This window comes from Desulfobaccales bacterium (genome assembly GCA_041648175.1).
Classification (GTDB): domain Bacteria; phylum Desulfobacterota; class Desulfobaccia; order Desulfobaccales; family 0-14-0-80-60-11; genus 0-14-0-80-60-11.
Genome location: JBAZPO010000002.1, coordinates 168,344 through 180,494, shown reverse-complemented (window position 1 = coordinate 180,494; position 12,151 = coordinate 168,344). Strand labels below are relative to the sequence as shown.

Genomic DNA, 12,151 nt, shown 5'->3' with positions numbered 1-12,151 from the left:
GCTTGGCAAGCGAATCCACATGGGTACTCGTAGACTCTATTATTTATTTAAAATTCTGCACGCACCCGGCCCAGAAATAGAGAACTTCATCCGACACCTGGCCCATCAATTGAATTTTTTCTTCGTTATTAAGGGGTTGGATAAAAAGATTATCCAACAGATAGCTCACCGTGGTCGGGCAGGACAGGGCCATCGGATCGGCAATATCCTGTTTGAATTTTTCCCCGTACTGCGCATATCTGCTGCGGCTGAGATCATAAAATTTATCCGAGACCGACTGAATCTCTTCGGCGTCGGTAATCTTATGATCTTCGATGATAACCTTATTAATAAAATGGTTTTGCATATCATCATAAAAACCATGTATCACTTCTCGGGCCAAATCCTTGTCGGGCTTGGCCAAAGCATACGTATCGGCGATGATAAACATGGCAAAGACCAGGGCTTCCACGATATCAATGGGCTTCTGAGCAAAACCTTTATCCACCAGCAGCCGGCTGATTCCGCTGACCATGCCGAAAGCAAGAGATTTCATCTGCTCTCTTTCGGGTTTGCCATTGACGCCAGGCTTATCAAGGTTATTCATAAGACCTTGCTGCCCCTCATTCCCAATTGGGAGCTTGAATACAGAAGATGGTGCGCAGGACGCCCCCTACGCTCGCCTCCAAGGTGAAGTCTTGGGCTGAAAGCTGACAGCTATTTTACCACCTGATCAGTTCCACCATTTCCCGGACGGCGCGTTCAATACCCACTAAAATGGCCCGGGCCATGATGCTGTGGCCGATGGAGAATTCGGCGAATTCCTCCCGGCCCCGAAACGGCTTGATATTGCGATAGTTGAGGCCATGGCCGCACTTGACCTTCAACCCCAGGCTGCGGGCGTGCCGGGCCGCGTTCAGGAGTTCCTGGAAGAGCCGGGTGGCCTCACTCCGAGTGATGGCGTCGGCGTAGGTGCCGGTGTGCAACTCCACCCACTCGGCCCCCATTTCTTTGGCCGCGTCGATCTGTGGCGTCACCGGGTCCACGAAGAGGCTGACCCGCAACCCGACTTCCTTCAGGTCCCGGACATAGCTTTGCAGAAAGGGCTTATTCCCCGCCACTTCCAGGCCCCCTTCGGTGGTAAGTTCCTGGCGTTTTTCCGGCACCAGGGTCACCAGGTCGGGCTTCACCCCCCGGGAAATTTCCAGCATCTCCGGGGTGGCGGCCATCTCCAGGTTAAGGCGGGTCTTGATGGTGGCCCGCAGCAGTTCCAGATCCCGGTCCTGAATGTGACGCCGATCTTCCCGTAAGTGGACGATGATGCCGTCGGCGCCGGCCAGTTCGGCCAGGGCCGCGGCGGTCACCGGGTCCGGCTCATCGATGAGGCGGGCCTGGCGCAGGGTGGCTATATGATCAACATTAACTTCCAGTCGCGGCACGTCGATTCTCCTTATAAAATGACACAAACATATATTTATACTCTTTTTGCCTGTCTCGCAGCAACCGCCTTTCACCCCTGCTCTGAAAATGAATCTCGTAGGGCGCGTCTTACGCGCCAAAAATGGTGCGTGAGACGCACCCTACTTTAATTTGTTACCTCTCGTTCCCAAGTTGCACTTGGGAACGCAATTATGGCTCAAGCTGCGCTTGGGCAAACGAGAGCGCTTGCCAAAAGCCCTTTCCTTTTTTATTCCTCTCCCCCTTGGGAAAGGCTGGGGCCTGATATGCTCAAACGACCTGGGGTCAACGGGAAGCCCTATAATTCCTGGTCCCACTGGCGGCCGGGGTAGAGCACACTCATCAACTCCCAGGCCCGGGCATCCATGCTCGCTTCGGAGATAGGGTCCTCGTGGTCGTAGCCCAACAGATGTAAAACGCCGTGAATCATAAAAAAATCAAGGAGTTCCTGCCAAGGCCAGTCGAATTCCTGGGCTTGGCGGCGGGTGGTTTCCAGGGAAATCACTACCTCTCCCAGGAGGACTGGGGGGCCGCTAGCGGAAACTACCGGAGAGGGGTCAGGAGCATGGAGAACAGTCGTCCCCGGCATTAACCGAACCGGCGAGGCCGCCTGTTCCACATCCAGGGGAAAGGAGATGACGTTGGTGGGGCCGCGGCGCCCGAAGGTGGCCCGGTTTAGGCGGGCCATGGCCCGGTCATTAATCAGGGTGAGGCTCAGTTCGCCTTTAGGCCATCCCAAGGCGCTTAAGATCTTCGCGGCTTTTTTCCTGAGATTCTCCTGGCTTATAACCGTTTTTCTTTGGCGGTTGCTTATCCAGATCTTCATTGGACTTTTTCTTGTCGACGGACTGGGGATAATGGATGCGCTGGTGAAAGATGCCGCTCAAGATCTTGTTGAAACTCCTGGCAATGTGATGAAGATCCTTGAGAGTGAGTTCACATTCATCGAGCTGACCGTCCGCAAAGACGTTATTGATAATCTTCTGGACCATGCCCTGAATGCGCGCCGAGGTGGGGTCCGTCAGGGTCCGGGAGGCCGCTTCCACCTGATCCGCCAACATCACCAATCCGGCTTCCTTGGTTTGGGGCCGGGGCCCCGGATAGCGGTAATCCTCCATTTTGACCTGGTTGGGATTGGCCGCCTGGGTCTTGGCCTTGTGGAAGAAGTAGGCGATCATGTTGGTGCCATGATGCTGGCGGATGATCTCGGCGATGCCCTCCCCCAGCTTATACTTCCTGGCCAGGTCGACGCCGTCCTTCACATGGGAGATGAGGATCAGGCTGCTCATGGAAGGGGCCAGCTTCTCGTGCTTATTTTCCCCGCCCATCTGGTTTTCCACAAAATAGGCCGGCTTTTTGATTTTGCCGACGTCATGGTAATAGGCCGCGGCCTTGGCCAGCATGGGGTTAGCCCCGATGGTCTCCGCCGCGGCTTCCACCATCTGGCCCACCACCATGGAATGATGGTAGGTCCCCGGCGCGATGAGCATCAGTTCTTTGAGCATGGGCTGATCCAGGTTCAGGAGTTCCAGAAGGCGAATATTGGAAGAGTACCGGAACAACGATTCCATAATGGGGGTCAGTCCCAGGGCCAGAATGCCGGTGACCACCCCGCCACCCAAGGCAAAGCTCTCGCCGACAAGCAAGTCTCTGAAGGTGAAGGGGAACTCCAAGAATTTGAAAGCCGCCACCAAGATCATGTTGGCCGCGGCGATGCATAGACCGGTTTGAATCAGGGCGTTGCGCCGGCGGCAATTCTTCACTCCCCAGACTCCCACCATACCGGCAATGACAAAGTAGATAAAGAGGGGAAAGGGCTTATCCATCATGAAGGCGGTAAAGATCGCGCCGAGTAAGGCCACCCCCACCCCAGTTTCCAATCCCAGAAACATGGCGGCAAAGATGGCCGCCAGCCCCTGAGGCAGGATGTATACCAGATTTTGGCTCACCAGGGGAAGGTTCCGGGAGAGATTATCCCCCAGCACCAAAAGACTCTTGTTCAGAAGGGTGCTCGCCAAGAGCAGGGCCGCGACAAAGCTCAGATCCCTCAGACTCCTGGAAAATTGGCGCAGGGCAATGCGGGCCAGTTTATAGGAGACCGCCAGCAGGACCGCCAGGCTGAAGAAGAGGCCGAAGAAGATGAGGATGCCACGACTGCGGGGGTAAATCTTGCTCTGAGCCTGCAATTTCACTTGGTGGAGGGGGGTGATGCGCTCGCCTTCCCGCACCAGAATCTCGCCCCGCTTGACTAAGAAGTAGGCGGGCTGCAACTCCTTGAGGCGGGCTTGTTGACGTTCATGGGTTTCGGCCCAGTTGGGGGAAACGTTGGGCACCAGGAGAAGCTGGGTCAGATCGCACACCAGCCAGCGATCGGCGGGAGACACTTCCACGGCTACGTCCCGGCAGTACCCGGCGGCGGATTTGCGTCCCTCATCAAGTACCACGAAGGGGTAAGGCGGATGCTCAACCATCTCCTTACGGGAGGGCAGGCGGCGCACCATAATCTCCCGGGGCTCCGGTTGCAGGATGGCGCGGCCGCTCGTCACCCCCTGGCTGAAAAACTGCCCCAACACCTGGCTGATCATGGCTTCCAGATAGGGTGAAAAATCGGCTTTGGCCAGGAGGTGAAAGGTTGGTTTGGGGATAGTGACCCCCAGGATTTGATCGAATTCAGACTTGTGTTCCAAAAGATACTTGTAGGGCACCTGAGGTTTGCCGTTGGACCGGCCCTCCCGGGGCAGCACGGCTTCCTGGGAGATGCGCCGCATGAAGTCCATGGCTTTTTGGAGCCGCTGCTGCACCTGGTCCCCCAACTGCTCCTGGAGATCGAATACCGGGGGGATTTGGGTCATCAGCTCTTGCCGCTTCTTGGCCGTAGTCTCCACATCCTCAACCAGGAATTCGCCGGTGGCCTTGACGTTTTCCCGGGCCACATCCCCAACCCGGTACTTACCCAGAGGCTCGGAAATGTGGGGCGACAGGATGAGGGCCAGAAGCAGGCTCAAGCCGACCAGCAGAGCGATCTTGGTGGTCCGCTCCTGACCGGGGGACAGGAGGCTTTTCTTGGATAAGACCTTGGGCAGTTTGGCCCTCAGGTTGCGTCCCAAGCCATAGATCCGGCTGATGGTTTTGGGGACGTCTTTTTCAGTCATATAGGTGCTCCGGCGGCATGGGCGCTTGGCCCAGGCCGGTTCTTCGTGAGTTCTTTAAGTAAGAGGCGGGTCCGCCTCATGGCTGGCTCGACGGGTCCGGCGGAGGTCATAGGCCCGGATGATGTCCTGCACCAGGGGATGACGCACCACGTCCCGTTCAGTGAAGTGGACGAAGGCAATGCCTTCCACCTCCTGGAGCAGGTCCCGGGCCTCAACCAACCCGGAGCGCGCTCCGGGGGGCAGGTCGATCTGGGTCACGTCCCCGGTGATCACCGCCTTGGACCCGAAGCCCAGGCGGGTCAAAAACATCATCATCTGCTCGGACGTGGTATTCTGGGCCTCGTCCAGGATGACAAAAGAATCGTTTAAGGTGCGGCCCCGCATGAAGGCCAGGGGCGCCACCTCGATGGTGCCGCGCTGCACCAGCCGGGTGGCCTTTTCGAAGTCCATCATATCATGAAGCGCATCGTAAAGGGGGCGCAAATAGGGGTTCACCTTTTCCGCTAAATCGCCCGGCAGGAAGCCCAGCTTTTCGCCGGCCTCAACCGCAGGGCGGGCCAGCACGATGCGGATGCAATCGTTATTCATCAGAGCGGCCACCGCCATGGCCATGGCCAGGTAGGTTTTACCGGTGCCCGCGGGGCCGACGCCAAAGACAATGTCATGCGTGCGGATAGCCTCAATGTAGCGCTTCTGGTTGAGGCTTTTGGGGGAGATGCGCCGCTTCATGGCGGAAATGTAAACCGTGTCCAGGAAGATGTCCTTGACGGAGGCGCTCTCTTTGTCCTGGAGAATCTTTATCGTATATTGCACGTCCTGGGCCAGGACCGGATACCCCGATTGAAGCAGGCCGTAGAGTTCTTGGAGCACGCGTTGGGCCAGGCGCACGTCGGCCTCGGGTCCCTGCAGGGTTACCTGGTTGCCCCGGACGTGGTGCTTTACTCCCAGGCTGCGGCTGACAATGGCCAGGTGCTTGCTATGCTCGCCGTAAAGGGCTTGAGCCAGGGAATTATCCTCAAAAGTGAGTTGGACGTTAGCCATGGGGGTTTTTAACTGGGGAGGTTATCCGTGGTTGCGGTGGAGTCCCATCACCTGGCCCTGGATGTGGCGCTGCCGGGGCCGGTTGTCGAAGTCCAGTAAGACGATTTGCTGCCAGGTGCCCAGGAGCAGGCTGCCCTCGGCAATGGGGATGCTTAGCGATGGCTTGAGAAAAGCGGCGCGGACGTGGGCGTAGCCGTTACCGTCGCCCCAGCGGCGATCATGCTCGTAAGCGATATCTAGGGGGAAGAGGCGCTGGATGGCGGCCCGCAAATCGTTGACCACGCCGGACTCGAATTCGATGGTGCTCAAAGCCGCGGTGGACCCTGAGATGAAGAGGGTGAGCAAGCCCTCGATCACCCCGGTTTCCTGAACCCGGCCCGTCACGATGTCGGTAAGATCCAGAATGTCGGTCCCAGCGGTGGTGTTGACTGTAAGAGTGAACGCGTCTATCGCAAACATCGTAAAAATAAATGTTAGCAAAATTCGGAGCAAACTACAAGTTTTCAATGCTTTTTGAGGGTTCTCGGTAATTTTTTAGAGAGGGTGAAGGCAAGCGATCGGAGAAGGCGGGCGGCGAGCCCTTGCATTATTCGTCCAGCAGGCGTTGATAATCCGCCGGGCTCAGGGCCGTAGCGTAGGGCGGGAAAGCGAAGCGCATCCCGCCTTTAGCATTGGACGTCGGCCACCTCCCGAAGTTTTTCAAGGTTTTCGGTCAAGAGTTTCCGGCGGGGTTCCAGCCGCGTGACCGTGAGTCCTCAGCCCCCGAGATGGCGGCTATGGCCTTAAAGGCCATAAGAGCAATGGTCACATCGCTATCATTTTTTAAAAATCCGCAAATGGCCACCTTCGACTGTTCCAATTGCGTATTGCAGCTTACAACCTTCGGTCTCTCCTTCTATGGAATAAGTCTTGTAATACCCTTTCGCACCGCCGGTATGCATTTCAACATCCAGTCTGGCCATTCCCTCGGGCGATGTATGTGTATTTGTAGAACCCGGACGAATGGTGGTCTTTTTGTAATCTCGACATCCTTTTCCGGCTCTGGTGCACCATCGGTACCTATAGTTGACAGGAATATTTGTTTCATTAGCTATGCAAACGTCAAACTTTGGGTAACGCTTCCCTTGAGCGCTTGCTGGCAGAAAAGTAAGAACAGTCACAATGGCAAAGAGGATGAGGACCACGAAAAAAAATTCCTTCTTGTTTTCCATAATTTCCTCCTTGGTTAACTTTATTAATTAGTTTAAATAATAATTACACATAATTCTTTGTCAATCTAGATAAGTATCTTTTTGCTTTGGAAATAAAACAATTTTCTGTAGGGGCAGTCCTATTTGTCCGGCCCTGATGAAGGGTGCACACGAAGGGGCGCCTCTACGGAAGATGCCACATATTTTGTTAATACGGCATATCCAGACGGGACACTGCGGGGCCGCCCAAGCGGGCTCTCGGCCGGGAGGTCCGGCTTTAATCCTTGACTAAGGGCCGGGAATAATCTAAAAAATGTAAGTTTAAGGACCCATCCAACGGCACCTACTATCAGGCTGAAATCGCATGGCACAATCCGACCAGATTCGCACCCAGCGCTTGCAAAAGATCGATGACTTGAGGGCGCAGGGCATTGATCCATTTTATAATCGCTTCGTTCCCACCCATACCATCGCCCAGGTCATAGAGGAGTTCGGCGCTTTGGACGGCCCCGGGCTTGAGGCCCTGGACCAGAGGTTCAGCGTGGCGGGCCGCCTCATGCTGCTCCGGGAGTTCGGCAAGGCCAGCTTCTGCCACATCCAGGACGGCACCAGCCGCATCCAGGCTTACGTGCAGAAACAGGTGTTGGGGGCGGATGAGTTCGCTCTCTTTAAACGCCTGGACCTGGGAGACATCGTGGGCTTCGAGGGCACGCTCTTCCGCACCAAAACCGGGGAACTCACCCTGGCGGTGTCCAAATTCGTCCTGCTCACCAAGGCCCTATTACCCTTGCCGGAAAAATACCACGGCCTCACCGATGTCGAGACCAGGTATCGCCAGCGCTACCTGGACCTGATGGTCAACCCCCAGGTCCGGGAGGTGTTCATCAGGCGCGCCGCGATTATCAGTTTAATGCGGCAATTCTTCCAGAACCGGGGCTACCTGGAAGTGGAAACCCCCATGATGCAGCCCATTCCCGGGGGCGCCACGGCCCGGCCTTTTGTCACCCATCATCAGGCCCTGGACATGACCCTTTATCTGAGGATCGCGCCGGAGCTCTACCTGAAGCGCCTGGTGATCGGCGGGTTCGACCGGGTCTTCGAGATCAACCGGAATTTCCGTAACGAAGGTCTGTCCATCCAGCACAATCCCGAATTCACCATGCTGGAGTTTTACCAGGCCTATGCTACCTATGAAGACCTTATGGCCCTTACCGAAGAGCTGATCGCCCAGGTGGCCCAAGAGGTCCTGGGAAGCACGCGGCTGATCTACCAGGGGGTCGAGATTGACCTTACCCCTCCCTGGACCCGACTGGATCTGAGGGAGTCCCTGACTCGGATCGGAGGCATCCCCGCGGAGGTAGTACGGGACCGGGAGGCCCTGGTGAATCTGGCCAAAGAGGAAGGCGTCACTCTGCGTCCGGGCGAGGGCTACGGCCGCGCCCTGACAAAACTCTTCGACCTCAAGGTGGAAGCCCGCCTGCAGCAGCCTACTTTTATCCTGGGTTATCCCCGGGAGACCTCTCCTCTGTCCCGGTGCAGCGACGTGGATGCTGAGGTGGTGGACCGCTTCGAGCTGTTCATTGCCGGGCGGGAACTGGCCAATGCCTTCTCCGAGCTCAACGATCCGGTGGACCAGCGGAGCCGCTTCGAGGCGCAACTGGACGCCCATGCCGCGGGCGATGAAGAGATGCCCCACGCCCTGGACGAGGATTACGTCATCGCGCTGGAGCAGGGCATGCCGCCTACCGCCGGCGAGGGGATCGGCATCGACCGGCTGGTGATGCTCCTCACCGATTCGGCTTCCATCCGGGACGTCATTTTGTTTCCGCTCCTCAGACCGGAGAGGTAAGCTGCCTTGGGTTTCTTCGAATCGTTCGTAGCCCTGCGGTTGCTCAAGGGGGTCAAGCGCCAAAAAGGCTTTCTCTCCCTATCCACCTTTATTTCGATGGCCGGGGTGATGGTGGGGGTCATGGCCCTCATCGTGGTCATCGGGGTGATGACCGGGTACACCCAGGAAATGGAGAAGAAGATCCTGGGCATTAACGCGCACATCGTTCTCTTGAAAAAGGGTTCCCTCTTTACCGACTACAAGCAGGTGGTTCAAAAAGTAGAGGCTCTACCCGGGGTCAGCGCGGCCCATCCATTCATATATACCCAGGTAATGGTATCTTCAGGGGAAGGCCTCTCCGGTGGAGTACTGCGAGGCATCGATCCGGACCTGCTCACCGCCGGAGGCCCAAAAGGTCTGAGGCTCCAAGCAGGGCACTGGAAGGATCTGACCGCCGATATACCGGGGGAATCGCCGGTCACAGCCATCGGCAATGAGATGGCCCAGACGCTCAACCTCAAAGTGGGCAGCTACCTGAACGTCATCTCCCCCTTGGGAAGCCGCACGGCTGCGGGCCGCCAGCCCAGCATGAAATCATTCCGGGTTGGCGCCATTTTCCATACAGGTATGTATGAATTTGATTCGGGGCTCATGTTTCTCAGCATTCCTCGGGTACAGGAGTTTTTAGGGCTGGGCAACCAGATTACGGGGTTGGAAGTTCAGGTAAAGGATATCTATGCCGTCGGCCAAGTGGCGCGCGTCATTGATGAGAAACTTGGCGCGCCCTTTTACACGAAAGACTGGCAAACCATGCACGGGCCGCTGTTTGCGGCTTTAAAAATGCAAAAAATCACCATGTTTATTATATTGACCTTGATCATCATGGTGGCAGCCTTCGGCATCGCCAGCACCCTCTTTATGATGGTGATGAAAAAAACCAAGGATATCGCGATCCTCAAATCCATGGGGGCCACCAGCCGAAGCATTATAGAAATCTTTGTCTTGAATGGCTTGTTTATCGGAGCAGTGGGGACCTCCTTGGGGGTCTTGTCAGGATTGACCCTGTGCGAAGTATTGCAGAAATATCAATTCATCAAAATACCAAAAGATATCTATTACCTGGACACCTTGCCGGTCCAGATTCAGGCCATGGACCTCTTGGCCATCATCATTGCAGCTTTAGCCATCACCCTCATTGCTTCACTTTACCCTTCCTGGCAGGCAGCCCGTCTGAATCCAGTTGAGGGCATCCGCTATGAATAAGGGCTAAAGGAGGCTGCGCAGGTTTGGGCTTTTTTGAAACCTTTGTAGCCTTGCGGCTACTTCGAGGAGTCAAGCGCCAGAAAGGTTTTCTGCCGCTATCCACCTTTATTTCCGTAGCCGGGGTGATGGTTGGGGTTATGGCCCTCATCGTGGTCATCGGGGTGATGACCGGCTTTGACCTTGACCTGAAGAAAAAGATCCTCAGCGTCAACGCCCACATCCTGGTGCATAAGCACGGCGCCAGTCTCACGGACGAGGAGCAGGTGGCCGCCAAGATCAAGGATATCCCCGGGGTGGTTTCGGTTGATCCGTTCATCTATACTCAGGTGATGTACTCTTCACCGGGGAACATTGCGGGGGGGATCGTCCGGGGTCTGGACCCGGCGACGATTCGGGCGGGCGGGCCCCGTGCCCTGGATGTGGTGCAGGGGAAATTCGCCGACCTGGCGGCGGGGGAGCCCGGAGAACCGCCTCTGGCCGCCATCGGCAACGAACTCGCCCGGAACCTCAACCTTTCGGTGGGAGACTACCTGAACGTCATCTCGCCGTTGGGCACTCTGACGCCCATGGGCAGGTTGCCCCGGATGAAGGCCTTTCGTATCGCCGCCATTTTTCATTCCGGCATGTACGAGTTCGACTCTTCCCTGGTCTACACCAGCATCCCGGCCCTGCAGGAATTTTTGGGGCTGGGTCGCCGGGTCACCGGCCTGGAAGTGGAAATCAAAGATATCTATGCTGCGGCGGAACTGGCGGAGGTCATTCAGAAAAAACTCGGGCCGCCTTTTTATACCCGCAACTGGATGTATATGAACCGCAGCCTGTTCGCTGCCTTGAAGCTCGAGAAGATCGCCATGTTTATCATCCTGACCTTGATCATCCTGGTGGCGGCCTTCGGCATCTCCTCGACCCTGTTCATGATGGTCATGAAAAAGACCCGGGACATCGCCATCCTCAAGTCCATGGGGGCCACGCGCATAAGCATCATGAAGATATTTATCTTCAACGGGCTGATCATCGGGGGCCTGGGCACTATCGGCGGTCTGGGACTGGGTCTGGGCCTCTGCGCCATCCTGAAAAAGTACCAATTCATCAAGCTGCCTCGGGATGTCTATTACATCTCCACCCTGCCGGTGACGGTCCAGGTGCCGGATGTGCTGGCCATAATCGCTGCCGCCATGGCTATCAGCTTCCTGGCCACCCTTTACCCCTCCTGGCAAGCGGCCCGGATGGACCCGGTGGAGGCGATCAGGTACGAGTGATGCCGTTTTTGATTTTTTGTTTTTCGTTTCGGGTTAATTGTAACGCTTGCCAAAAGTTCCTTCCTTTTATTTCCTCGCCCCTCTGAGGGGAGAGGGTGAGGGGTGAGTAGAAAAAAGCTTTTGGCAACGAGTATTAAGACATGAAACCTAATACTACGAAGTCACCGATAACCAGGAAGTGCGGCGCTGTGAACCAACAGCTTAAAACGAAAACCTGCATTGACGCTCCTTGGGGAAAGTGATAAGGTGGCTTACCGTTTGGGAACGCAATGACAAAGCAGGCAAACCCTCAGACTCCCGTGAAGGTGGAAATCCGCGGCCTGGCCAAAATCTTCCGCCACAATGGCAACCAGGTGGAGGTGCTCACCAGGGTAGACCTGGATATCCGCTCGGGTGAGACCCTGGCGGTGGTAGGGGCGTCGGGCGTAGGAAAATCGACGCTGCTACACATCCTGGGGACCCTGGAGCGCCCCAGCGCCGGAACCGTGCTATGGGAAGGCCAGGACGTCTTCGCCCTGGATGACCGTTCCCTGGCAGCCTTTCGTAATCACAAGGTCGGGTTCGTGTTTCAATTTCACCATCTACTGGCCGAATTCAATGCCCTGGAAAATGTGATGATGCCGGCGCTCATCGCGCGGCTGCCAAAAGCGGTGGCCCGTGAGCAGGCCGAGGCGATCCTGGTGCGGGTGGGGCTTAAGGACCGTTTGACCCACCGGGTCTCCACCCTGTCCGGCGGCGAACAACAGCGGGTGGCCGTGGCCCGGGCCCTGGTGCTGGGGCCGGAGGTGCTCCTGGCCGATGAACCCACCGGTAACCTGGACCCCAAAAGCGGAGGCCGGGTGCAGGAGCTCATCCTGGAACTGAACCGGGAACGCGGCCTCACTTCGGTCATCGTCACCCACAACTTGGAGATGGCCCGGGCCCTGGATCGGCAGATCACTTTGTTGGAAGGCAAAGCAGTAACTCTACATGGAGAATAAA

At 56.6% G+C, this 12,151-nt stretch carries 11 protein-coding genes; 4 read left to right on the top strand and 7 right to left on the bottom strand.

The genetic code is table 11. The annotated features are described in order from the left end of the window. Positions 1-43 precede the first annotated feature (43 nt). The 7 genes from WC600_02835 to WC600_02805 all read right to left on the bottom strand — a co-directional run bounded on the left by WC600_02835 (position 44) and on the right by WC600_02805 (position 6,841). Positions 44-586 (bottom strand): hypothetical protein, encoded by a 543-nt coding sequence (locus tag WC600_02835; GenBank protein ID MFA4901661.1) that lies wholly within the window; start codon positions 584-586, stop codon positions 44-46. A gap of 115 nt (positions 587-701) precedes the next feature. Next, entirely contained in the window at positions 702-1,418 is a 717-nt protein-coding gene (locus WC600_02830) for a pyridoxine 5'-phosphate synthase (protein ID MFA4901660.1), read from the bottom strand. Between the two features lie 317 nt (positions 1,419-1,735). Then, the gene (gene ybeY / locus WC600_02825) at positions 1,736-2,263 is read right to left on the bottom strand and encodes an rRNA maturation RNase YbeY (GenBank protein MFA4901659.1); all 528 of its coding nucleotides are present in this window, start codon (positions 2,261-2,263) and stop codon (positions 1,736-1,738) included. Further along, positions 2,163-4,589 carry an HDIG domain-containing metalloprotein gene (locus tag WC600_02820; protein ID MFA4901658.1) on the bottom strand — a complete coding sequence of 809 codons (2,427 nt, stop codon included), beginning with the start codon at positions 4,587-4,589 and terminating at the stop codon, positions 2,163-2,165. Before WC600_02820 ends, ybeY begins: the two co-directional genes overlap by 101 nt. A 54-nt stretch (positions 4,590-4,643) precedes the next feature. Continuing rightward, complete coding sequence (locus WC600_02815; protein MFA4901657.1) at positions 4,644-5,630, bottom strand: PhoH family protein; 987 nt, start codon at positions 5,628-5,630, stop codon at positions 4,644-4,646. 21 nt (positions 5,631-5,651) lie between these two features. Continuing rightward, positions 5,652-6,089 carry a secondary thiamine-phosphate synthase enzyme YjbQ gene (locus tag WC600_02810; protein MFA4901656.1) on the bottom strand — a complete coding sequence of 146 codons (438 nt, stop codon included), beginning with the start codon at positions 6,087-6,089 and terminating at the stop codon, positions 5,652-5,654. Positions 6,090-6,445: 356 nt separating this feature from the next. Continuing rightward, positions 6,446-6,841 (bottom strand): hypothetical protein, encoded by a 396-nt coding sequence (locus WC600_02805; GenBank protein MFA4901655.1) that lies wholly within the window; start codon positions 6,839-6,841, stop codon positions 6,446-6,448. A 343-nt stretch (positions 6,842-7,184) separates the two neighbouring features. Between WC600_02805 and lysS the strand changes: the two genes are divergently transcribed. The 4 genes from lysS (at position 7,185) to WC600_02785 (ending at position 12,150) form a co-directional block, all read left to right on the top strand. Beyond that, a complete protein-coding gene (gene lysS, locus WC600_02800; GenBank protein MFA4901654.1) occupies positions 7,185-8,669 on the top strand; it encodes a lysine--tRNA ligase in 1,485 nt (494 codons plus the stop codon). A 6-nt stretch (positions 8,670-8,675) separates the two neighbouring features. After that, positions 8,676-9,911, top strand: coding sequence for an FtsX-like permease family protein (locus tag WC600_02795; GenBank protein MFA4901653.1), 1,236 nt, complete (start codon positions 8,676-8,678; stop codon positions 9,909-9,911). Positions 9,912-9,934: 23 nt separating this feature from the next. Beyond that, positions 9,935-11,170, top strand: a complete 1,236-nt coding sequence (locus WC600_02790; protein ID MFA4901652.1) for a lipoprotein-releasing ABC transporter permease subunit — start codon at positions 9,935-9,937, stop codon at positions 11,168-11,170. A 269-nt stretch (positions 11,171-11,439) separates the two neighbouring features. Then, positions 11,440-12,150 carry an ABC transporter ATP-binding protein gene (locus tag WC600_02785; GenBank protein ID MFA4901651.1) on the top strand — a complete coding sequence of 237 codons (711 nt, stop codon included), beginning with the start codon at positions 11,440-11,442 and terminating at the stop codon, positions 12,148-12,150. Position 12,151 lies beyond the last annotated feature (1 nt).

Coding starts and splice junctions, on each gene's coding strand:
- WC600_02835 (MFA4901661.1), bottom strand. CDS start 586: ATGAATAACCTTGATAAGCCTGGCGTCAATGGCAAACCCGAAAGAGAG.
- ybeY (MFA4901659.1), bottom strand. CDS start 2,263: ATGAAGATCTGGATAAGCAACCGCCAAAGAAAAACGGTTATAAGCCAG.
- WC600_02820 (MFA4901658.1), bottom strand. CDS start 4,589: ATGACTGAAAAAGACGTCCCCAAAACCATCAGCCGGATCTATGGCTTG.
- WC600_02815 (MFA4901657.1), bottom strand. CDS start 5,630: ATGGCTAACGTCCAACTCACTTTTGAGGATAATTCCCTGGCTCAAGCC.
- WC600_02810 (MFA4901656.1), bottom strand. CDS start 6,089: ATGTTTGCGATAGACGCGTTCACTCTTACAGTCAACACCACCGCTGGG.
- WC600_02805 (MFA4901655.1), bottom strand. CDS start 6,841: ATGGAAAACAAGAAGGAATTTTTTTTCGTGGTCCTCATCCTCTTTGCC.
- lysS (MFA4901654.1), top strand. CDS start 7,185: ATGGCACAATCCGACCAGATTCGCACCCAGCGCTTGCAAAAGATCGAT.
- WC600_02785 (MFA4901651.1), top strand. CDS start 11,440: ATGACAAAGCAGGCAAACCCTCAGACTCCCGTGAAGGTGGAAATCCGC.